This is a genomic window from Klebsiella planticola (genome assembly GCF_000783935.2).
Taxonomy (GTDB): Bacteria; Pseudomonadota; Gammaproteobacteria; order Enterobacterales; family Enterobacteriaceae; genus Klebsiella; species Klebsiella planticola.
This window is the reverse complement of sequence record NZ_CP026047.1, coordinates 2,241,632-2,263,032: the sequence shown is the minus strand read 5'-3', so window position 1 is coordinate 2,263,032 and position 21,401 is coordinate 2,241,632. Positions and strand designations below refer to the sequence as shown.

Genomic DNA, 21,401 nt, shown 5'->3' with positions numbered 1-21,401 from the left:
TTCGAGGCTCCTGTTATTTGCCGCTGAGCGAGTTGTGGATCAGATCCAGCCAGTTCGGCACGGTCAGATGGAAGGATTCCAGCGTCTTGATATCAAAGCCGCGGAAGAAGGCGCTCAGGACAAACAGCGCAATAATGGCGGACATCATCACTTTGGTGACGCGGTTCCAGCCGCTCTCTTCAACGCCCTTACCGATCAGAATGCCCAGTACCAGACCCGGCACGGCGTTACCCATAATCAGCTGCGCCGCGCCGCCGAAAATAGTGGCCCAAAAGCCCGATTTTTTACCGGCGTCGATGGCCGCCAGCCAGAAGATTACCGGCATCACGGTGTTAACCAGCAGGTTAGCCGCCGGGACCAGCACCTTCACCGCGGTGACCTGCAGCGCTTCCGGTACGGAAGAGGCGGTCAGGTTTAAGAAGGAGACCACCAGCATGCCGATGATGCCGCAGGCAATCGCCATCTTCTTCGGATCGTGCAGCGTTTCGCCGACGTTACGGTTTTTCAACATCAATGCCGCGGCGCCCCAGTTCGGGATAATGCGGTGATCGACATCCTGGGTGAATGAACCTGCTGCAACGGAAGAGGCCCAGGCGTTAAAGAAGAAGCCCAGACCAAAGGAGAAGTGGGAAGCCGGATCGCCTTCGCAGGAATTCAGCTCGCCCAGAGTACGAAACGCCCCCATCCCCTGGGTGGTAGGCGCATGAAACATGCGTGCCGCTCCGGCGCCCACTCCGACGCCGACCAGGCCGCCGATAATGAGCGATTTTATTAAAATTATCAGGAACATAGTTTAACCCTATGATGAAATTCAGGTTTGCGTGACGAAATCCACTTTATCGACATTGATAGCGGTCACGTTGACGGTGACATCCAGCTCCACGCTGTAGGTCCGTCGTTCACGACGCAAAAAGAAGAACAGAAACGCTTCTTTGCGCGTCGCTTCATGCGCACGAACAACCTTCACATCCTGTGGCTCAATACGCAGTAAGATATGCGGTGAAGTTTTCATCACCGCGGCCTGTACATGGTTCAGGGCGTCGGAGAAGGCCCGTGTTTTGCTTTCGCCTTTCCCCTTCACGCTCACCGTCGTGGTGAATTGCTCTTTCATGCTCACGCGCCGTATTTCTTTTTCCAGGCTTCCACCAGGCGCTCGCCCAGCTCTTCTTTATCCATAAAGCCGAAACCCAGAACGTTGTAGCCTTCGTTGATAGCGGTCACGCCTTCGTCAACGGAGCGCATGCCATATTTAGCCTTGTAGCCGTGCTTGTTCTGCGCAGTGATGGCGCCTGCGCCGCCGCTGCCGCAGAAGGAGATGCCGAAGGTGGCGTTTTCTGCTTTCATCATGTCGCCCAGCTTCATATCAGCGGCAACACCCGGTACAACAACAGCACGAGCACCGGCTTTTTCCGCGCCAGCGGCCACTTTTTGCCCTTTACCCAGGCGGTCGCCAATCACTACGGTAATCTGTTCCATTTGTTACTCCTTACAGGTTGTCTTTTGCTACTTCGAAGTGGACGGACAGCAGCCAGGACTCTTCTTCTGGCAGGTTGCCGAATTCCGCGACCACTTCGCGGGCAAGCATCATTGAATCTTCTGAAATTTCTTCAAACAGGCTGGCATCCACTTCCGGCAGCGGCTCGCCGCTAATCGACCGGTGGGCCATTGCCCGCACGTGGGAAGTCAGCATCTGCTCCTGGACGGCGTTGGGGATGATATTGCGACGGCTTAACAGTGCATAAACCCGTGGCAGCATCTTCTCAGCCAGCTGCTCCGTTTGCTTTGCCTGTTCCCCTACGTCGTTTATTACCGCTCCGTTATTCACTTGTGTTACCCCGTTGATGTCTCTGGGGATAAAACTAGCGCCGGGGGAAAGGAGTTTGTAGCGAGTTGTTTTCCACTTCGAAGTGGAAAGGCGGACGGGCTGCGTGATCCAATGCACATAATTGCCGTGAAAGTGGCATTTTCGGCGAAATTACGTGATGTGCATCACAGGTCAATCGTGGTTCCAGCGGGAAGAAGAGGTCGAATAACCGTAGAAGAAAAAAGGAAAAGTGTGATGTCGACGGGGTTTTATGACAGGAAACGAGCAGGAGGCATCGGCTGATACCTCCTGAAACGGGGCTTAACGGTATTTCTGATGGTAGGTATTACGGGTTGTTTTGAACCCTTCAGCGGCAGCCTGCGCCTCTTTCACTTTACCTTCCTCCGCCAGCTTCAGCGCACCGTCAATCTGACCAATCAGAATATCCAGACCGTGACGATAGTCTTTCATTTCCGCACTGTCCGCCGCTTTGCCTTCCAGCTTCTGCGGGGTAGCTTTCTGCGCATCCACGGCGGCACCGCGCATCTTGGTCAATGCCGCTTTCAGTTCGCCCGCATCGGAGGTCTTCTGCACCACCTGCAGGTTTTGCGCGATAGTGTCCATATCTTCGCCCAGTTCAGCGGCGAACGCCGAAACAGACCCCATCGTAAGGGCGGAGACGGCCAGCATTGCTAACAGTTTTTTACGCATTGCTCACATCCTTTTTTATTATTTAAGCAAACGGGCGCCGCAGGGAGCGCCCTTCTGTACAGGTTATTCTGCAAACTGCATCTTGAATAGTGGGGATAATCCGCTATTACTGTCCGGCGATTTTCATCTCAGGCAACAGCACGGAACCGCACTGAATATTGCTGCGCGTTTCGATATCGTCACCCACGGTCACGATATTACGCCACATATCTTTCAAATTGCCTGCGATGGTAATTTCGCTTACCGGATACTGAATTTCACCATTCTCAACCCAGAAGCCAGAAGCGCCGCGCGAATAATCGCCGGTCACGCCACTGACACCCTGCCCCATCAATTCGGTGACGACAAGTCCGGTGCCCATCTCTTTAAGCAACTTTTCAAAACTCAGACCGCGGCCATTAATCCGCCAGTTATGGATGCCGCCCGCGTGCCCGGTGCTCTTCATCCCCAGCTTGCGCGCCGAGTAGTTGGTCAGCAGCCACTGCGTCAGCACGCCGTCTTTAATAATGTCACGACGTTCTGTGCGCACGCCTTCGCTGTCGAACGGCGTCGAGGCCAGCCCTTTCAGCAGATGCGGATGCTCTTCAATCGTCAGCCACTCCGGCAAAATCTGCTGGCCGAGGGAGTCGAGCAGGAAAGTCGATTTGCGATAGACCGCGCCGCCGGCGATAGCGCCGACCAGGTGACCAAACAGCCCGGTGGCGACTTCGTTGGCAAAGATAACCGGCGCTTTCATCGTCGAGAGTTTACGCGGCGCCAGGCGCGACAGGGTGCGGCGGGCACATTCGTCACCGACCCACTCCGGGGTATGCAAATCCTCGAGCGCACGGCCAATGGTGTAAGCGTAATCGCGCTCCATATCGCCGTTCTCTTCCGCGATAACGCAGCTGGAGAGCGAATGGCGGGTTGAGCAGTAGCTCTGCAACATGCCGTGGCTGTTGCCGAACACTTTAATGCCGTAGTGGCTATTGAAGCTGCCGCCTTCGGTATTGGTAATGCGTTTATCCGCCTGCAGGGCGACCTGTTCCGCGCGGGCGGCCAGTTCGATTGCCTGATCCGGGGTCACTTCCGCCGGATGGAACAGGTCAAGATCCGGGGCGTCAAAGGCCAGCAGCTCTTTATCCGCCACGCCGGCAAACGGATCCGGGGAGGTATAGCGGGCAATATCCAGCGCCGCCTGCACCGTGCGGGCAATCGCCTGCGGACTCAGATCGGTTGAAGAGGCGCTTCCCTTGCGGTTCTGATGATAAACGGTGATGCCTAACGCACCATCGCTATTAAATTCTACGTTCTCCACCTCGCCGTAGCGGGTGCTGACGCTGATGCCAGTGGTTTTGCTGACGGAGACTTCCGCACCGTCTGATTTGCCTGCCGCCAGTTCCAGCGCCGTGGTCACGGCCTCTTCCAGCGTCTTGCGCTGTTGTGCAACTTGAGAGATGACTTTCATCGCTAATGCCATAATGTAGGAAGGTGTTAAGTGAAGTCTAACAGAGAACCGTTTTTCAGTGCGCGCCTTAACTGGTAACATTAGCCTCTTTTTTTAAGGAGCCTGAGATGACTAAGCAGCCCGATGACTGGCTCGACGACGTGCCCGGTGATGACGTTGAAGATGAAGACGATGAAATTATCTGGGTCAGTAAAAGTGAAATTAAACGTGACGCGGAAGAACTGAAGCGTCTTGGCGCCGAAATGGTTGAGCTGGGAAAAAACGCGCTGGATAAAATCCCGCTCGATAGCGACCTGCGCGACGCCATTGAACTCGCCCAGCGTATCAAGAAAGAAGGTCGCCGCCGCCAGATGCAGCTGATTGGTAAAATGCTGCGCAGCCGCGATGTCGATCCGATTCGCCAGGCGTTAGACAAGCTGAAGAACCGTCACAACCAGCAGGTTGCGCTGTTTCATAAGCTGGAAATGATTCGCGATCGTCTGATTGAAGAAGGCGATGATGCGGTACCGGAAGTGTTAAACCTGTGGCCTGACGCCGATCGTCAGCAGCTGCGTTCGCTTATCCGTAACGCCAAAAAAGAGAAAGAAGGCAACAAGCCGCCGAAATCCGCGCGCCTGATCTTCCAGTATCTGCGTGAACTGGCTGAAGGCGAAAGCTAACTCCGCGTTTACCCGCCAGATTTTCCCGGAGGCGGCGCTTTGCGCCTGTCCGGGCTACCGGATAACGCTGTACCTGTAGCCCGGCAAGCGATAGCCTCGCCGGGAATATCCGCTCTCTACGCACTCCCCACCTTTATTGCCGATTCCCGTCCTGCTTTGCTCTGCCCTGCTCTGCTCTGCCGGTCAGTCGGTCAGTCGGTCAGTCGGTCGGTCGGTCGGTCGGTCTTTACCAGCCAAAAGCTGAATCGTTAAAGCTAATAGTGTTTAATTTCACATATTTAAAGTCTAATTAATTGTCTGTTGCTTATAAAAAGCGATCTTTCTCGCATTTAAAAGTTTAAAAATGCGCATTTACTCACCAGGTGAGGCACTTCACGTTTTCATCAGCCACTTGCAATTAGATTCCCTTCATCGGAAACACAATCGATTCAGCAAAAGGGATAAAAAATGAAAAAAACTCTGATTTTGACGGCCATTTCCATGCTTATTTCCGGTCAGGTAGCGGCGAAAACATGGGTGCTGACAAGCGCTGAAAGCGGCACTGAAAAAGGAAACTGGCAGATAACGAGCGATCAGCTGAAGATAAAAGATCGCGATTTCAGCATTGAGCAAAAAGTCCTCCACGGCGGCAAACAAGAAGGCAGTAAAATTCTCGTTATCCGCAGTAAAGATGGCCTGACTATCGCCCTCAGCCCGACCCGCGGCATGAACCTGCTGAAAATCGAAGGTTTCGGCACGCGAATGGGCTGGGATTCACCGGTGAAAGAGATCGTCAACCCGGCCTTTATCAACCTCGAAAGCCGAAATGGACTGGGCTGGCTGGAAGGTTTCAATGAGATGATGGTGCGCTGCGGCTATGAGTGGACCGGCCACCCGGTCACTGCTGACGGGCAAATGTATACTCTGCACGGTAAAGCCGGGAATACGCCGGCATCGCAGGTGGAAGTCGAAGTGGCGGATACCGCCCCGTATGAGATCCGTATTCGCGGGCTGGTGAAAGAGAGCACCTTCAAAAAAGCCGATTTGCAGACCATGACCGAGTTGCGCTATGTCCCCGGTAGCAACAGCTTCAGCCTGCATGATGTCTTAACCAACCATGCGGATTACCCGCATGACTATCAAATTATCTATCACAGCAACTTTGGCAAACCGATCCTCGAAGAGGGCGCCCGCTTCCTGGCGCCGATATCCAGCATCAGTCCGTTCAACGACTATGCCAAAGCGGGTTTGAAAACCTGGCAAACCTACGCCGGCCCGACCAAAGGTTTCGACGAGATGGTATTCAATATTCAACCGCTGGCGGATGACAACCACCAGACCCTGGCCGCAGTGGTCAACAAGGCGGGAGATAAAGGAGCATCCATCCAGTTCGATACCCGCCAGCTACCGGTGCTGACGCTGTGGAAAAATACCGATACGGAAAAACAGGGCTATGTCACCGGTATTGAGCCGGGCACCAGCTACGCCTATCCGGTCACCATTGAGCGCGAACAGAAACGCGTGAAACAGCTTCAGCCAGGAGCCAGCACGCAGTTTGACCTGACCTATACACTGCTGCACAGCAGCGAACAGGTTGCCGACGTTGAGAAGAAAATTGCCGCAATTCAGGGTGATACTAAAGTGACAGAGGACGAAACGCCTATCGCGAAGGAGTAATTTAGCGCCTTAAGCCTGCCCCGGGTTGCGGCCAACGCGTCGGACCCGGGCAACCTGCCTGAGCCATCACCACCTGACGTAAATCCTCAGCAAAACGCCGATACTGCGCTTCATCAACCGCCTGGGGGTAGCCCAGCACCAGCAATTCATGATCGGCGATGCCGGCATGATAGGTAGGATGAGTATGCGGCCATGAACTGGCGCGAAAGCCCATCGTTTCATAAAAACGCAGCCGCTTATGGGCAATGTCGCTGGTTAACGGATCGATTTCCAGAATGGTCAACGGCGCGCGTTCAAGGATCCCGGCCAGCAGGCGTTTACCATAGCCGCGAGAGCGCAGCGTATCGTCGATCGCCAGATGTTCAATATAGCTGTAGCCGGTAAACTGCCAGCAACCGCTCAGGCCAATAAAGAGGTCCCCGTCAAACCACGCTTCCAGCGCATAGTGCGGATCGCGCAGCGCCTGCTGCTTTGCCCCCAGTTCTCGCTGTTCATGCCACGGAAACGCTTTGACGTAGAGCGCATCCACGGCAGAAAAATAAACCGAGTCGATAGCGGTGATTTTTTTCGCTGTGAGCATGACAAATCCAGAGTCACAAAAGGAGATCTGCCCTCGTGCGGAGGGCAGAACGGAACAGGCCGCGCAGTTATTCCGCTGCGGCGGCTTTGCTGGCCAACTTATCGAGCAGCTTCTGGTGAATACCGCCAAAGCCGCCGTTGCTCATCACCAGGATATGATCGCCCGGGTGTGCGGTTTTGACCACCATATCGGCCAGGACATCGACATCGGCGCTCCAGTGCGCAGGCTGCACGCAGGCGTCCGCCACTTCAGCAACCTGCCACGGAATGTGCTGCGGCTGCAGCAGGAACACTTCGTCGGCACGGCCCAGGGACGGCGCCAGATCGTCTTTGCACACCCCCATTTTCATGGTGTTGGAGCGCGGTTCCAGTACCGCGAGGATCCGCGCGGTTCCGCCGACTTTCCCGCGCAGCGCCTGCAGCGTCGCCAGGATAGCCGTCGGATGATGGGCGAAATCGTCATACACGGTCACGCCGTTGGCTTCGCCGCGCAGCTCAAGGCGGCGGCGGGCGTTGATAAAACCACCCAGCGCGTTGGCGGCATCGGCTGGCAGCACGCCAACATGACGCGCCGCGGCAATCGCCATCAGGCCGTTATGCATGTTGTGTTCGCCGACCAGATCCCATTTCACTTCCCCGGCTTTCTCGCCGTCCAGCCAGACTTCCCACTGCGAGGCATCGGCGTTCAGCTTCTTCGCCTGCCAGTGGCCCTGCTCACCCACCAGCTCCTGCTCGCTCCAGCAGCCCATCGCCATCGTCTGTTTCAGATTGATGTCATTTTCCGGCAGGATAATTTTGCCTTTGCCCGGCACAATACGTACCAGATGATGGAACTGTTTCTGAATCGCTTTCAGGTCGTCAAAGATATCCGCATGATCGAACTCAAGGTTATTGAGGATCAGCGTACGCGGGCAGTAGTGGACAAATTTGGAACGTTTATCGAAGAAGGCACAGTCGTACTCATCGGCTTCGATAACGAAGAACGGGCTGTCGCCCAGGCGAGCGGAAACCTCGAAGTTACCCGGTACGCCGCCGATCACAAAGCCTGGCTTATAGCCGCAGGCTTCAAGGATCCATGTCGCCATTCCCGCGGTGGTGGTTTTCCCGTGGGTACCGGCAACCGCCAGAACCCAGCGATCGCGCAGGACGAAATCATGCAGCCACTGCGGGCCGGACATATACGGAATGTTATTTTCCAGTACCGCTTCGACGCACGGATTGCCGCGAGTCATCGCATTACCGATGATAACCAGGTCCGGCCGGGGTTCCAGCTGGCTGGCATCATAGCCTTGAATTAAATCGATGCCCTGGTTTTCCAGCAGGGTACTCATTGGCGGATAGACGTTAGCATCCGACCCCGTTACCTCATGACCGAGAGAACGAGCCAGCATCGCCAGTCCTCCCATAAACGTGCCACAGATACCTAAAATATGAATGCGCATTCGTCGTTTCCCTTTTTAATCTGGGGCACATTTTACCCATATGTACGGCATCATAGAAATGCATTTCAGGCGAATCCGTTTTTTGCTGGCGCGATTCACCTGTGCGTATTTTTTTTATTCTTTGTTAAGATTGTTGCGTTCGTTTTACTTCACATAAACATGCAGGGAACGGGTTATGAAAACGTTAGGTGAATTTATTGTCGAAAAGCAACACGAGTTCTCCCACGCAACCGGCGAGCTTACTGCTTTGTTGTCGGCGATAAAGTTAGGCGCCAAGATCATCCACCGCGATATCAACAAGGCCGGTCTGGTCGATATCCTGGGTGCCAGCGGTGCTGAAAACGTCCAGGGTGAGGTACAGCAAAAACTCGACCTGTTCGCCAATGAAAAATTGAAAGCTGCACTGCGAGCGCGCGATATCGTGGCAGGGATTGCCTCCGAAGAAGAAGATGAGATCGTCGTCTTTGAAGGCTGTGAACACGCGAAGTACGTGGTGCTCATGGACCCTCTGGATGGCTCCTCTAACATCGACGTTAACGTCTCCGTCGGGACTATCTTCTCCATCTACCGTCGCATAACTCCGGTTGGAACACCGGTCACCGTTGAAGATTTCCTGCAGCCGGGCAGCAAGCAAGTCGCGGCAGGCTATGTGGTTTACGGCTCTTCCACCATGCTGGTCTATACAACCGGCTGCGGCGTACATGCCTTCACCTACGATCCTTCTCTTGGCGTTTTCTGCCTCTCTCAGGAGCGCATGCGCTTCCCGGAGAAAGGCAACACCTACTCCATTAACGAAGGTAACTACATCAAGTTCCCGATGGGGGTGAAGAAGTACATCAAGTTCTGCCAGGAAGAAGATACCGCAACCCAGCGCCCATACACCTCGCGCTATATCGGCTCGCTGGTGGCGGATTTTCACCGCAACCTGCTGAAAGGCGGCATCTATCTGTATCCGAGCACCGCCAGCCACCCGGACGGTAAGCTGCGCCTGCTGTACGAATGCAACCCGATGGCGTTCCTCGCGGAACAGGCGGGCGGTAAAGCCAGCGATGGTAAAGAGCGTATTCTCGATATCATCCCAACCAGCCTGCACCAGCGTCGTTCTTTCTTCGTCGGCAACAACCATATGGTTGAAGACGTCGAGAACTTCATTAAAGAGTTCCCGGACGCATAACGCTTCCCTTCCCCTCCCGCCCGGGAGGGGAATTTTCCGCTAACGATGCGCCGCTCCGCTCACCCGGGTAACCGGGGAGTTCTGCCGGTTTTCCCACAACACCGTCAGACCTCGCTGCAACGCGATAAAAACAAACAGCAAAATCCCGATGGCAATTTTTGTCCACCATGAGCTCAGGGTGCCGTCGAAGTTAATGTAGGTCTGAATCAGCCCCTGAATCGCCACCCCGAACAGCGTTCCCAGCACCGTCCCGACGCCGCCGCTCAACAGCGTGCCGCCAATCACCACCGATGCAATCGCATCCAGCTCCACGCCAACGCCGGCGAGGGCATACCCGGCCTGGGTATAGACAGAAAACACGATCCCCGCCAGCGTCGCCAGCCCGGTGGAGAGCATATAAATTCGAATGGTCGTACTGCGGGTCGAAATGCCCATCAGGTTCGCCGAAACCGCGCTGCCGCCGATGGCGTACACCTGGTTGCCAAAGCGGGTGCGATGGGCCATCAAGATACCCGCCACCACCACCAGCAGCATCAGCAGCCCCATTGCGCTCAGACGCCCGCCGCCGGGAATCGTCCACGCCAGTCCGGAGAGGGTGTCATACAGCGGATGATCGATAGGAATCGACTCTTCGGACACCAGATAGCTGACGCCACGCAGAAAAAACATCCCGGCGAGGGTAATAATAAACGCCGGGATTTTCAGCGCATCAATTAGCCAGCCCATCAGCGCGCCAAACGCGCAGCCCATCGCCAGCACCAGCGGGAACGCCAGCAGCGGCTCAATGCCCCAGGCCCCTATCGCCTTCGCCAGAAACACGCCGGTGAAGGCGATAACCGACCCGACCGAAAGATCGATCCCGCCGGAGAGGATCACGAAGGTCATCCCGACGGCAATGATGCCAAGAAAGGCGTTGTCAGTCAGAATGTTGCAGATAACCCGCGTCGAAGCAAAGCCGGGAAACTGGGTCAGGCAGTACAGATAGCCCAGCACAAAGACGGCCAGGGTGATCATCAACGGTAAATTACGTTTTATCATGGCCGCGTACCCCTTTCAGTAAGCCAATAAAGCGCGGCGACTGGACGATCAATACGCACAGAACCACCACCGCCTTCACCACCTGATTCATCTCCGGCGGGAAGCCCGACAGCAGGATCCCGGTATTCATTCCCTGGATAATCAGGGCCCCGACCACCGACAGTAGCAGGTTAAAGCGCCCGCCCATCAGCGATCCACCGCCGATCACCACCGCCAGGATGGCATCCAGCTCCAGCCACAGCCCGGCGTTATTGGCATCGGCACCGCGAATGTCTGCCGCCACGATGATCCCGGCAATCGCCGCACAGATACCGCTCAGCACGTAGGCCAGCATCACCACAATCCGGGTATTCACTCCGGCGTTTTTCGCTGCCCGAATGTTGATCCCCACCGCTTCGATAAACATCCCCAGCGCCGTTTTACGGGTGAACAGCCAAAACAGCAGCAACGTCGCGGCCGCGATCAGCACCGGCGTCGGCAGTAGCAGCAGCGAACCGCTCCCGAGCCAGGCCAGGTGCGGTGAATCGAAGGTCACGATCTGTCCGGAGGTAATCAGCTGCGCGACGCCGCGTCCGGCTACCATCAGAATCAGCGTGGCCACAAAAGGCTGGATCTTCAGGATCGCGACCAGAATACCGTTCCATAAGCCCGCCAGCGCCCCCGCCGCCAGGGAGGCCAACAGCACCACTGGCAGACTGTGTCCGGCAACGGTCATCGAGGCCGCTGTCGCGCCGGCAATCGCCATCACCGCGCCAACCGACAGATCGATTCCGCCGGTGGCAATCACCAGCGTCATGCCTATCGCCAGCAGCGCCACCGGCGCCGCGCGGTTGAGAATATCAATCGGACTGCCGAACAGACGCCCGTCCTGTAACACAATCTGAAAGAAGTGCGGCGCCACGAAGCTATCCACCACCAGCACGAGGATCAGGGCGATAATTTGCGGCATACCTTTTGGCCAGCTGAAGCGCCGCTTTGGCTGGCCGGTTTGGGGAACTGATCGAGGCATCATGGGTTACTCCTTATGCCGCAATAGCGTTCATGATCGCCGGGACAGAAAGCTCGGCTAGCGGGATCTCCGCGACCTGCTTACGATCGCGCATGATAATCACCCGATCGGCATAGCCCACCAGCTCTTCCAGCTCCGAGGAGATCACCAGCAGCGCCAGACCATCGGCGCAAAGAGTTTCAATCAGACGGATGATCTCCGCATGGGCGCCAACATCGATCCCGCGCGTCGGTTCATCGAGGATCAGGAACTGCGGTTTGGTCAGCAGCCAACGAGAAAGCAGCACCTTCTGCTGATTGCCGCCGGAGAGAAATTCGATCGGCTGTTCGGCGCTGGGGGTGCGAATACCGAGCTGGCGGATAAAGCGATCGGCAATGTCATTTTGCTCGCGTCGCGGAATCGGCCGCAGCCAGCCACGCTGGGCCTGCAGTGCCAGGACGATATTTTCCCGCACCGATGCCGCGGCGATAATCCCGTCGGTTTTACGATCCTCAGGACAGAAGCCGATGCCCAGGCTTGACGCCTGGTGCGGCGAACGCAGCCCCTGCGCTTTACCTTTGATCCACGCGGTGCCGCTGTCTGCCGGTTTGATGCCGAAAATGACCTCGGCGGTTTCCGTGCGCCCCGAGCCGAGCAGCCCCGCCAGGCCGACGATCTCGCCGGGACGAACCTGGAGGTCAAACGGCGCAATAACCCCTTTCTTGCCAAAGCCCTCAAAGGCGGCGACCGGTTTGTCGCTCAGTAAAGTACGACCCGCGCGATGCAGAGCATTGTGCTCAAGCTCACGGCCAAGCATCATCTTCACCAGCTCGATCTGCGGCAATTCGCGGGTTTCCCGGCAGCCAACAAAACCGCCGTTGCGCAGAACGGTAATCCGGTCGCTGACGGCATACACCTGATCGAGGAAGTGGGTGACGAAAATCAGACTGACGCCATCATCGCGCAGCTGGCGCATCAGAGTGAAGAGCATCTCCACTTCCTGAGTGTCCAGACTGGCGGTCGGTTCATCGAGGATCAGCACTCTGGCCGACAGGTCAATGGCCCGACAAATCGCGACGATCTGCTGCATCGCCACCGAAAAGCGGTTCAGCGGTTCGCGGACGTCGAGGGAAAAACCGTAGGAGGCCATCAGCGCGGTGGCGCGCTGTTCCATCTCTTTGCGCCGCAGCAGGCCAAAACGACGGGGTTCACGCCCGAGAAACAGATTATCCGCCACCGACATGTTCGGCAGCAGGTTAACCTCCTGGTAAACCGTGCCGATACCCAGTTGCTGGGCATGAGCGGTATTCTTCGGCGATATTTCCTGCCCCTCCAGCCAGATCGCCCCGCGATCGGCGTGGTACACGCCGGTGAGGGCTTTAATCAATGTGGATTTACCCGCCCCGTTTTCGCCCAGCAGCGCCATGATTTCACCGCGCCGCAGACTAAAATTGACGTTATCCAGCGCTTTGACGCCGGGGAAAAACTTGCTAAGCCCTTCCGTGCGAAGGATTTCCTGGCTTACCTCGGCGTTCATATTCAGTCTCACCTTCAGGGGATGAAAGACGGTTCCCGATCACAACGCTGACCGGGCGACCGACAGGAGTGGATCGATGGACCGCCAGCACTGGCCGGGGAGCCATTCAGGCGATGCGCCACATCGCCTGGTTATTGCTTCTCCCGACGTCCTCAGTAGCCCATGTTTTTCTTCTTCTCGAGCTCTTCTTTCGCCGTATCCGGGAGATAAAGCGTCGATTTGGTGATGGTCAACTTCTCTGGCAGCGTGCCGTCCTTTTTATATTTCTCCAGCGCATCAAATGCGGGGCCGGCCATATTCGGCGTCAGCTCGACGCTGGCGTTCGCTTCCCCTGCCATCATCGCTTTATAAATATCCGGCACGCCGTCAATTGAGCCGGTGAGGATATCTTTACCCGGTTTCAGCCCGGCTTCTTTAATGGCCTGGATAGCACCAATAACCATGTCATCGTTATGGGCAAAAACCATGCAGATGTTCTTGCCGTTATTTTCCGCTTTAATAAAGCTCTCCATCACCTCTTTGCCTTTGCTGCGGGTAAAGTCGCCGGACTGAGAGCGGATAATTTTGATGTTTGGCGTTTTCGCGATAACGTCGGCAAACCCTTTCTTACGATCGATAGCCACGCTGGCGCCAACGGTGCCCTGCAGCTCAACCACGTTACACGGCTTGCCGTCGACCGTTTTCACCAGCCAGTCACCAATCAGCTGACCTTCAAGAACGTTATTGGCGGTAACGGTAGTCATGTAGAGATCTTTGTCTTTGACATCAATCGAGCGGTCGAGCAGGAATACCGGAATTTTGGCCTCTTTGGCCTCTTTCAACACCGGTTCCCAGCCGGTCGCCACCACCGGCGCGATAAAGATGGCGTCGACGCCCTGGGCGATAAAGGAGCGGACGGCTTTAATCTGGTTTTCCTGTTTTTGCTGGCCGTCGGCAATCTTCAGAGTGATTCCGCGTTTGGCGGCCTCCTCCTTCGCAACGTTGGTTTCGGCCGCACGCCAGCCGGATTCAGATCCGACCTGCGAAAATCCTACGGTCAGAGGGGCAGCCATTGCCATAGACGACATAGCTGCGGAAACTGCTGTGACAAGAAGTAAGCGCTTCCACATAAAAAGGTCCTCATCGGGTTACTTTGGGTTAAATCGTCATCTGCGGACAAACTATAGACAACTCGTGATGTAACTGAATGCGTTACATCACACTTCGAAAAAGTAAATTAAATGTTAATTACCGTGATTTAATCCAGCTGAGAGCGGATAAGGCTTCCCGCAGCTCGCATCTGCCGACGTATAAGGTGATATTTTACGCACGTTGAGAAATCAAACAGATGCAATGTAAACGGTTACATTGTTTTATTCAGGATGCGGCTATGTTTATGGATTTTCAGGTTGTTTTTCAGGGGGAAATTCAGACTGATTACCGGTGGGCAAAATAAAAAGAAGCCAAGACATTCGATGTGAGTTGGCTATAATACCAGGCACTTGTTTGCCATACATTTTAAAGGAAACAGACATGAGCTTACTCAACGTACCTGCGGGTAAAGATCTGCCGGAAGACATCTACGTCGTGATCGAGATCCCGGCTAACGCAGACCCAATCAAATACGAAGTCGACAAAGAGAGCGGCGCGCTGTTCGTTGATCGCTTCATGTCCACTGCGATGTTCTATCCGTGCAACTACGGCTATATCAACCACACCCTGTCTCTGGACGGCGACCCGGTTGACGTACTGGTCCCGACGCCGTACCCGCTGGAGCCAGGCTCTGTGATCCGCTGCCGTCCGGTTGGCGTACTGAAGATGACCGACGAATCCGGTGAAGATGCGAAACTGGTTGCCGTACCGCACACCAAGCTGAGCAAAGAGTACGATCACATCAAAGATGTGAACGACCTGCCGGAACTGCTGAAAGCACAGATCACCCACTTCTTCGAGCACTACAAAGACCTGGAAAAAGGCAAATGGGTGAAAGTTGACGGTTGGGACAATGCTGAAGCGGCTAAAGCTGAAATCATTGCTTCCTTCGAGCGCGCTAAGAAGTAATTCCGCCGCACTCAGATTGTCGAAAACACCGCCTCAGGGCGGTGTTTTTGTTTCTGGCGCAGAGCTATTTCCCGGGTGGCGGCTCACGCCTTACCCGGGCTACAAATGCTCAAAGGCATCGCTCCGGGCGGCAAAACCAAATACCGCACCCGCCGTAGCCCCGGTCAGCAACGCGCCACCAGGGGACAAACGCTGCCAGTGCCGCAGACCTGACCGCCGGTCGTCCGATCAAAGGTTTTTTATGTCTGCCATTGACCTGTGCCGGGTGAATGGCAGACATAAAAAAACAACGCCACCCGAAGGTGGCGTTGCCGTGGTTAATACTGGTCTCTGTCTAACCAGTTGCCGTTCTCTATCAGCGTAAAGCCCTCTACGGGGCGCTGATAGACATACATCCATGCGCTGCCATAAGGCGTCTGGATCAGGTGACGTGCGTACTCACCGCCCTTGGTGCGCAGCGCGTCCAGTTCGGCCAGCGTTGATGCGTCAATACGATACACTTCACCATGTACTGTGCCTTCGCCAGGCACCGCGCCTGGATAGTGGCCCAGGCTGTACAGCTGATAATCGTTGACACTATGATCGCCCAGCCACTGAGCGTTGGTCATCCAGTGGCTGTTGCCTTGTTTGCGTCGTAAACTGCCGTAAACAAATATTCGCATTGCTAAAACTCAAACTGATAGAGCAAATCGAGAGCCTGGTCTACGCCAGACACCGCTTCCATATATAGCTTAGGCATCAGGCGATAGCGTAACGTCAACGTCGCCAGGGAATCAAAGATCCCTACCCCATATTTTACCTGCAGACCTGGCAGTACATAGCCGCTGACCACCACCTGGGAGGAGTCGCCCACTCCCTCGGTATCCAGCGCCAGATTGCTTACGCCAAACGTCTCGCCGATTTTACCCACAACCTGACCACTTTGTGCAACCCCCATACCAATAAGCATTGACGTCATTGCGGCACTATCGCTCTGTCCGCTGCTTAAACCCTGCCCTCGCAGCAGGTAAGAAAGCGCTTCTTGCTGCGACATGACCGGGTCAGAGAAAATCTCCGCTTTCGGCTGATCGGCCGAGCCGGTGACGCGAACGCCAGCGATCACGTCGTCTTCTGTCGCATCCGGGTTGCGAATTGCTTCGATATTCAACAACGGCTGATCCGGCGGACCGGAGAACAGCAGCTCGCCTTTACGTACGATCAGGTCCTGACCGTAGGCATGGAAGCGACCTTCCGGGATATTAATCTGCCCGTTCAGTCCCAGCCCCTGTTTATCCTGAGCCACTTTCAAATCGCCGGTCAGACGCGCTTTCAGACCGAAGGCGCTCAGACGAACGTTGTTACCAACGTGAATCGTCAGGTTGCTGTTGATGGGAATACCGGCGCTCTGCTGCTTAATCGGCTGCAGATTTTTATCCAGCATCACTTCGTCAGACGAGACCCCAACGGCACTTTCCGGCACATCGTTGACGACGATACGCGCCCACGGAACGTCAACGCTGCCATCAAGGCTAAACAAGCTCGGGGTAGCGGTAAAGACCACATCCGGCGAAACATCCAGCCTTACCATCGGCGGCACGGTAATACGAACCCGGCTGCCTTTGGCCGCCACCTGCGCGCGCCAGTTGTCAATCTGGGTCCAGTCGGCGTTACCGCTCAGACTGATTTGGCCCTGTTTGGTATTCACGGTGCCCTGCAGCGTTGAGCGGGTGCCGTTGAAGTTCATCACCAGCTGGCTCGGCTGCATATCGAACGGCATAAAGTTACCGTCAATATCGATACCGCCCAACTGCATCTGGCCAAACAGCTGCGGGCTTTGCAGATCGCCGCCGAGGCGCAGGTTCGCATTGAGCTTCCCTTCCGCCTTCTCGCCGCGGGCGAAGATCGGGTTAATCATCGCCAGCGAGAAGTTGTTGATATTCACATTACCGCCGAGGTTGCGGCGCCCCTGCGGGTCGGTAATCTGCACCTGCCCGTCCAGCTGACCGTTGTTGGTCAGGCGAATCAGCCAACCGAGCTGCGCACGGTTGTTATGCAGCTCCGCCGTCAGATTCAACGTATCGAAGGCCACCGGCAGCGGCGCATCGTTGACCATCTGGGTGACTTTGACATTGCGACCGTTCAGCGTCACTTTACCCTGCGGCAGCCCCTCTTTGGTGGTGTCCCAGCTGACATCCGCATTGCCGCTGAATACGCCGCTGGCCTGGGTCGCCTCCGGCATAAACGGCTTCAGCATCGCCAGATCAAAGCGGTTCAGATTCACCACTGCCCGTCCGCTGGCGCCGGCATCAATGATCTGCGGCACGCACAGCTCGGCGTTCGGGTTAGTCCAGCAGTGTGGCCCGATACTGATTTTTTGTTCGCGATTACGGTAATCCAGCGCAATGTTGCGCGTCAGGGAAACCGGCCCTACCGGCGTCTGGAAGCGGGTATTGCTCAGCGTCCCTTTCCAGCGCTCCTCTTTACGATCGAAGCTCCCCGCCAGCGACAGCTGTCCGGAAACCGGATCGCCCTGCACTTTCAGCTGCAGATCGTGTTGCTTCTCGTTCCCTTTGGCATTCAGCTGCACCAGGCTGATATTGACGCCCGGCTGGCTGATTCGGTCGACGCGCACATCAAGATTGCCGCCGATCTGGTCGCTGGACTTCACGTCACCCTTGACGTTGACCTGAGCGACGGTCAGCTCCTGCCAGCGCAGCGCACGCGCGGTGATATCCGCCAGCAGCTGCGGCGCATCAACGGTGCCACGCACCTTCAACAGCCCTTTCGCCGTGCCGCCCAGCCCCGGCAACGCATTGTCCAGATTGGGGGCATCGATGGTGGCGTCCAGGTTCAGGTCTTTAACCCCCAGTTCTCCCTTCACCTCGGCGCTGTTCTTACCCAACGCCAGGTGCAGACCGGGGATTTTCCACTGCATGTAGCTGTTACCCTGCAGTGAGCCGCTGACATCGACCTTGTTCTGCTTAACATTACCGGTGATTTTCAGCTCCGGTACCGACATCTGCCAGCTCCCGCCGTACAGGCTACCCTGAGTTTTAATCATCCCGTTTAGCTTCGACGGCCAGTCCGGTACCTCTTTGGCGGTGTTGATGCCGTCGAGCGTTAGCTCGCCGCGCCAGCTGATAGCCTGCTGCCAGTCCAGCAGCGCTTTCAGTTCGGTTTTCCCCTCCAGCGCCGCAACGGTCAGCTTATCGAGGTTCACCTGCCGTTCGTTCCCTTTAGCATTGAGGGTGATTTTCGCCGGCGGCAGCGATTGCCCCTTCACCGCGGTACTGAACGCCATGGTGTAGTCGGTCATCTTGCCATTAAATTTCAGCAGTACATCGTCGGCCTGGAACTGTTTTTCGCCGCTGAACGGCCAGTACAGCTGTTTACTCTTCAGTTCCATATTCAGCGGCAGTCCGGCTTCCGCCAGCTGGGCATCGGCACGCAGCGTCATCGCCACGGAACCGGCTAAATCCACGCCGATCTGCAGCTTTTTACGCATTTCGCCGCCGACGGTCAGCTTCACCTTTTCGCCTTTCAGCGGATCGATGTTCAGCGTACTGTTGAGGGTGATGTCTACCGGCCAGTTATCCTGCAGTTGCGCGGTGCCTGCGGCATTGATCTTGCCCTGATCGGAATCGATATCCAGCGTATCCAGCTTCATGTGCCCGTCGATGCTGCTGACTTTCAGCAGCATGCTGTAGACGGTCATGTCGGTATCGCCAGTGACGCGCAGCTGCTCGCCGCGGAACGACTGGATATTCAGGTTTAACGGCAGATGAACGTCGGTCATCTCCGGCAGCACCGGCTGGGAGAACAACGCTTTCATCGTCTCGCCGAGCGGTTTTTCTTCCGGCTTCGGATGGTCTATCTTCGGTTCAACCACCTGCTCCTGCGCCACTTTCGCCACTTTCGGCAACGCGATAAGCAGCCCCTGCAGCGAGGTTGGCGTCAGGGTCAGATTCTTCTCCTGCCAGTTCAGGCCGGTGGAGAAGTCCCGCACCGAAACGGCGGTATTATCAATTTTGACGTTCACGTTTTGCAGCGCGATGCGGCTCAGCGTAACAGGGTACGGCGTCGAAAGATTCAGCGGCCCCGTGTCCTCTTCTTCTACCGGCGCAGAAGGCGGCATCTTACTGGTGTCGATCGCCACGTAGATATCGCGCAGCGAAATATCGTTCACGCACAGGCTGCTATCCCACAGGCACTGTAGCTTGACCGCCAGATGGAACTGACCGGCCGTAACCGCGACGCCCGGCTGGGCAAAGCGCACGTTTTGCAGCGTCAGGTCACGCCAGCCGCCGGTCACCTTGCCGATTTCCAGACCCGGGACCCAGCGGTCCGCCGCCTTCAGTACCAGATGCAGGCCGCTGGTCGTGCCGACCAGGAACGCGACCGTCCCCAGTAGCAGAACCAAAAAGATCAGTACCCCGAGGCTTATCTTCTTCCATAAACTCATAATTCAGGCCCCAGACCGATGTAAAACTGTAAACCGTGTTCGTCTTTATCGCCGACCGGCGCGGCAATATCCAGCTTGATCGGGCCAACCGGCGACTGCCAGCGCACGCCGACGCCGGCGCCGGTTTTAAAATCGCTTTTGCGGATGTCGCTCACCGCTTCACCGCTGTCGACGAAGACTGCGCCCCACCATTTACCGCTGACGTTGTACTGATACTCCAGCGAACCTGTCGCCAGCTTTGAGGCCCCCATCAGTTTGCCATCGTCATCCTTCGGTGAGATCGATTTGTATTTATAGCCGCGAATACTGCGGTCGCCACCGGCGAAGAAACGCAGATCCGGCGGGACTTTGTTGAAGTCATCGGCTTCAATCCAGCCGAGGTTGCCGCGCACCACAAAGCGATGGCGGTCGTAGAGCGTGCGGATCCATACATCCTGCGCCTGGGCGACGATGAAGTTAATATCCGAGCCCCACATGGTGTTGGAGTAGTCCAGCGAATAGCGCTGGGAGTCGCCCCAGCTCGGCATCAGCCCCCCCCGGGAGCGGGTACGGTTTACCGACACCCCGGGATAGATAAGCATCGTGGTGTTAGTGACGTTGGCCTGGGTAAAGTGGTCAAGGCTCCAGCGCAGATTCAGCGCGCGCTGCCAGCCGCTCGACATTTCCCAAAAACGTGATACCGCAAGGGTCGTTGAGTCGGCTTTCGTATCATTGAGGTCCGTACGCTTAAAACCGCCCTGCATCAGGTAGTATTGCTCCAGCGGGCTTTTTAACAGCGGCACCTTATAGCTGAAATCAAGCTGCTGTTCAGGGGCGGAGAGGCTGAGGCTGGAAGTCAGGCTATGCCCGTAGGAGTTCATCCACGGCTTTTTCCACGTCCCTTTGACGCGCGGCCCGACATCGGTTGAGTAGCCGACCCCGGTTTCCACGGTATTCTCTTTACGCGGGGAGACCACGCCCTGCAAAGGCAGAACTTTGGTCTGGCGGGACTTTTCAAACTGCGGCGCCACTACGACGGAGCTGAACCAGCCGGTTGCCGCCAGGCGGCGGTTAAGTTCGGCGAGATCCTGCGAGGTGTAGTAGTCGCCCTGCTTGAACGGTACCAGGTTTTGCAGATATTCATCGCGAATTTGCGAGCCTTCAAAAGTGACCGGACCAAAGCGGTAGCGCTCGCCGCTGTTGTAGTCGATATCCCAGAAGGCCTGATGACGCTCGAGAGAAACCCCAAGTTGGCTTTTGATGAATTCGCTGTCAAAGTAGCCCTTACGCAGCGCAACGTGGGTGAGCGAGCTCTTGAAGCTGTCATAATCGCCATGATCCAGGACGGTGCCGATAGCCGGGCGCTTTTTTAACAAATCCAGATAGTCACGGTCGGTGCGCGCACCGCCTCGCAGGATGACTTCCGTGCCGCCAATACGTACCGGTTCACCTGGCGTGACTTTGGCAATCAGCACCTGCCGGCCTTTTTTCGGCGGCGGACGGAGGTCGAAAACGATTGTCGGTTCGTAGTATCCCAGGGCCTTCAACCCTTCGCGAATCGCATCATCGACGCGCGCACGAAAGCGGCGATCCGGCGTCACTTCGTCGCTCTGGATCGTAGAAAGTTGAGCTCGGACGTTTTTTTCCAGCTCTCCGGATAACCCCTCAACCTGCAAACGCACGCTCGCGGCGCTAGCGACCCCGCTGACCAGCAAAAGGCTGGTGATACATAACTGGCGGATTTGTAGCACGTTTTCTCCTGAATATCCTTGTTTCCCCCCGAAGGAAACGAAAGCGCCGTTCCACGGCTTAATAAAACCCCAACAACTTAGGGTTGAAAAAGAAACGCTAAACCAAATAATTCTTATGTTTAAATCTAGACGTATCGGGCATGTTTATTGTGTAA

General features: G+C 56.1%; 19 protein-coding genes. 4 read left to right on the top strand and 15 right to left on the bottom strand.

What is annotated here, in order from left to right:
* Nucleotides 1–13: 13 nt before the first annotated feature.
* From MC50_RS10985 to pmbA, 6 genes are all read right to left on the bottom strand, one after another.
* Nucleotides 14–790: a DUF4311 domain-containing protein gene (locus MC50_RS10985; RefSeq protein ID WP_047663844.1), complete on the bottom strand. Its 777-nt coding sequence runs from the start codon at nt 788–790 to the stop codon at nt 14–16.
* Between the two features lie 21 nt (nt 791–811).
* Entirely contained in the window at nt 812–1,111 is a 300-nt protein-coding gene (locus MC50_RS10980) for a DUF4312 family protein (RefSeq protein ID WP_047663842.1), read from the bottom strand.
* 2 nt (nt 1,112–1,113) lie between these two features.
* Nucleotides 1,114–1,476, bottom strand: a complete 363-nt coding sequence (locus MC50_RS10975; protein ID WP_004098072.1) for an SFCGS family glycine-rich protein — start codon at nt 1,474–1,476, stop codon at nt 1,114–1,116.
* Between the two features lie 10 nt (nt 1,477–1,486).
* Entirely contained in the window at nt 1,487–1,825 is a 339-nt protein-coding gene (locus MC50_RS10970; RefSeq protein ID WP_015585305.1) for a hypothetical protein, read from the bottom strand.
* Between the two features lie 300 nt (nt 1,826–2,125).
* The gene (gene cybC, locus MC50_RS10965; protein WP_032689794.1) at nt 2,126–2,515 is read right to left on the bottom strand and encodes a cytochrome b562; all 390 of its coding nucleotides are present in this window, start codon (nt 2,513–2,515) and stop codon (nt 2,126–2,128) included.
* A gap of 106 nt (nt 2,516–2,621) precedes the next feature.
* The gene (gene pmbA, locus MC50_RS10960) at nt 2,622–3,974 is read right to left on the bottom strand and encodes a metalloprotease PmbA (RefSeq protein ID WP_004857202.1); all 1,353 of its coding nucleotides are present in this window, start codon (nt 3,972–3,974) and stop codon (nt 2,622–2,624) included.
* 95 nt (nt 3,975–4,069) lie between these two features.
* On the opposite strand from pmbA, the gene yjgA reads away from it, so the two are divergent.
* Nucleotides 4,070–4,621 (top strand): ribosome biogenesis factor YjgA, encoded by a 552-nt coding sequence (gene yjgA, locus MC50_RS10955; protein WP_004857200.1) that lies wholly within the window; start codon nt 4,070–4,072, stop codon nt 4,619–4,621.
* 447 nt (nt 4,622–5,068) lie between these two features.
* The gene (locus MC50_RS10950; protein WP_047663840.1) at nt 5,069–6,277 is read left to right on the top strand and encodes an aldose 1-epimerase family protein; all 1,209 of its coding nucleotides are present in this window, start codon (nt 5,069–5,071) and stop codon (nt 6,275–6,277) included.
* A gap of 1 nt (nt 6,278) precedes the next feature.
* Here the strand turns inward: MC50_RS10950 and MC50_RS10945 are convergent, their stop codons facing one another.
* On the bottom strand, nt 6,279–6,857 hold the full coding sequence (locus tag MC50_RS10945) for a GNAT family N-acetyltransferase (RefSeq protein WP_052135778.1): 579 nt from the start codon (nt 6,855–6,857) through the stop codon (nt 6,279–6,281).
* A 67-nt stretch (nt 6,858–6,924) separates the two neighbouring features.
* Nucleotides 6,925–8,298, bottom strand: coding sequence for a UDP-N-acetylmuramate:L-alanyl-gamma-D-glutamyl-meso-diaminopimelate ligase (gene mpl, locus MC50_RS10940; protein WP_032689797.1), 1,374 nt, complete (start codon nt 8,296–8,298; stop codon nt 6,925–6,927).
* A 175-nt stretch (nt 8,299–8,473) separates the two neighbouring features.
* On the opposite strand from mpl, the gene fbp reads away from it, so the two are divergent.
* Complete coding sequence (fbp, locus tag MC50_RS10935; RefSeq protein WP_032689798.1) at nt 8,474–9,472, top strand: class 1 fructose-bisphosphatase; 999 nt, start codon at nt 8,474–8,476, stop codon at nt 9,470–9,472.
* Nucleotides 9,473–9,511: 39 nt separating this feature from the next.
* Here the strand turns inward: fbp and yjfF are convergent, their stop codons facing one another.
* From yjfF to ytfQ, 4 genes are all read right to left on the bottom strand, one after another.
* The gene (yjfF, locus tag MC50_RS10930; RefSeq protein ID WP_047663838.1) at nt 9,512–10,510 is read right to left on the bottom strand and encodes a galactofuranose ABC transporter, permease protein YjfF; all 999 of its coding nucleotides are present in this window, start codon (nt 10,508–10,510) and stop codon (nt 9,512–9,514) included.
* On the bottom strand, nt 10,497–11,522 hold the full coding sequence (gene ytfT, locus MC50_RS10925) for a galactofuranose ABC transporter, ATP-binding protein YtfT (RefSeq protein WP_004857188.1): 1,026 nt from the start codon (nt 11,520–11,522) through the stop codon (nt 10,497–10,499). Before ytfT ends, yjfF begins: the two co-directional genes overlap by 14 nt.
* Before the next feature lie 10 nt (nt 11,523–11,532).
* Complete coding sequence (gene ytfR, locus MC50_RS10920) at nt 11,533–13,035, bottom strand: galactofuranose ABC transporter, ATP-binding protein YtfR (RefSeq protein WP_047663837.1); 1,503 nt, start codon at nt 13,033–13,035, stop codon at nt 11,533–11,535.
* A 152-nt stretch (nt 13,036–13,187) separates the two neighbouring features.
* Nucleotides 13,188–14,144, bottom strand: coding sequence for a galactofuranose ABC transporter, galactofuranose-binding protein YtfQ (ytfQ, locus tag MC50_RS10915; protein WP_004857179.1), 957 nt, complete (start codon nt 14,142–14,144; stop codon nt 13,188–13,190).
* A gap of 403 nt (nt 14,145–14,547) precedes the next feature.
* Here ytfQ and ppa point away from each other — a divergent pair, with 403 nt between their 5' ends.
* The gene (gene ppa / locus MC50_RS10910) at nt 14,548–15,075 is read left to right on the top strand and encodes an inorganic diphosphatase (protein ID WP_004857176.1); all 528 of its coding nucleotides are present in this window, start codon (nt 14,548–14,550) and stop codon (nt 15,073–15,075) included.
* Between the two features lie 317 nt (nt 15,076–15,392).
* Here ppa and MC50_RS10905 read toward each other — a convergent pair whose 3' ends face one another.
* Genes MC50_RS10905 through tamA form a run of 3 tightly spaced genes read right to left on the bottom strand, consistent with a single transcriptional unit; the run spans nt 15,393 to nt 21,246 of the window.
* Nucleotides 15,393–15,737, bottom strand: a complete 345-nt coding sequence (locus tag MC50_RS10905; RefSeq protein ID WP_004857174.1) for a gamma-glutamylcyclotransferase family protein — start codon at nt 15,735–15,737, stop codon at nt 15,393–15,395.
* 2 nt (nt 15,738–15,739) lie between these two features.
* A complete protein-coding gene (gene tamB / locus MC50_RS10900) occupies nt 15,740–19,516 on the bottom strand; it encodes an autotransporter assembly complex protein TamB (RefSeq protein ID WP_047663835.1) in 3,777 nt (1,258 codons plus the stop codon).
* A complete protein-coding gene (gene tamA, locus MC50_RS10895; RefSeq protein ID WP_102990861.1) occupies nt 19,513–21,246 on the bottom strand; it encodes an autotransporter assembly complex protein TamA in 1,734 nt (577 codons plus the stop codon). The genes tamB and tamA overlap by 4 nt, the downstream gene beginning before the upstream one ends.
* Nucleotides 21,247–21,401 lie beyond the last annotated feature (155 nt).

What these genes read in the sequence shown, in the direction of transcription:
- ytfR (WP_047663837.1), bottom strand. Translation starts at nt 13,035, where the DNA reads ATGAACGCCGAGGTAAGCCAGGAAATCCTTCGCACGGAAGGGCTTAGC.
- ppa (WP_004857176.1), top strand. Translation starts at nt 14,548, where the DNA reads ATGAGCTTACTCAACGTACCTGCGGGTAAAGATCTGCCGGAAGACATC.
- mpl (WP_032689797.1), bottom strand. Translation starts at nt 8,298, where the DNA reads ATGCGCATTCATATTTTAGGTATCTGTGGCACGTTTATGGGAGGACTG.
- MC50_RS10980 (WP_047663842.1), bottom strand. Translation starts at nt 1,111, where the DNA reads ATGAAAGAGCAATTCACCACGACGGTGAGCGTGAAGGGGAAAGGCGAA.
- MC50_RS10950 (WP_047663840.1), top strand. Translation starts at nt 5,069, where the DNA reads ATGAAAAAAACTCTGATTTTGACGGCCATTTCCATGCTTATTTCCGGT.
- fbp (WP_032689798.1), top strand. Translation starts at nt 8,474, where the DNA reads ATGAAAACGTTAGGTGAATTTATTGTCGAAAAGCAACACGAGTTCTCC.
- ytfT (WP_004857188.1), bottom strand. Translation starts at nt 11,522, where the DNA reads ATGATGCCTCGATCAGTTCCCCAAACCGGCCAGCCAAAGCGGCGCTTC.
- MC50_RS10945 (WP_052135778.1), bottom strand. Translation starts at nt 6,857, where the DNA reads ATGCTCACAGCGAAAAAAATCACCGCTATCGACTCGGTTTATTTTTCT.
- MC50_RS10975 (WP_004098072.1), bottom strand. Translation starts at nt 1,476, where the DNA reads ATGGAACAGATTACCGTAGTGATTGGCGACCGCCTGGGTAAAGGGCAA.
- MC50_RS10905 (WP_004857174.1), bottom strand. Translation starts at nt 15,737, where the DNA reads ATGCGAATATTTGTTTACGGCAGTTTACGACGCAAACAAGGCAACAGC.
- MC50_RS10985 (WP_047663844.1), bottom strand. Translation starts at nt 790, where the DNA reads ATGTTCCTGATAATTTTAATAAAATCGCTCATTATCGGCGGCCTGGTC.
- cybC (WP_032689794.1), bottom strand. Translation starts at nt 2,515, where the DNA reads ATGCGTAAAAAACTGTTAGCAATGCTGGCCGTCTCCGCCCTTACGATG.
- yjfF (WP_047663838.1), bottom strand. Translation starts at nt 10,510, where the DNA reads ATGATAAAACGTAATTTACCGTTGATGATCACCCTGGCCGTCTTTGTG.
- yjgA (WP_004857200.1), top strand. Translation starts at nt 4,070, where the DNA reads ATGACTAAGCAGCCCGATGACTGGCTCGACGACGTGCCCGGTGATGAC.
- pmbA (WP_004857202.1), bottom strand. Translation starts at nt 3,974, where the DNA reads ATGGCATTAGCGATGAAAGTCATCTCTCAAGTTGCACAACAGCGCAAG.
- tamB (WP_047663835.1), bottom strand. Translation starts at nt 19,516, where the DNA reads ATGAGTTTATGGAAGAAGATAAGCCTCGGGGTACTGATCTTTTTGGTT.
- ytfQ (WP_004857179.1), bottom strand. Translation starts at nt 14,144, where the DNA reads ATGTGGAAGCGCTTACTTCTTGTCACAGCAGTTTCCGCAGCTATGTCG.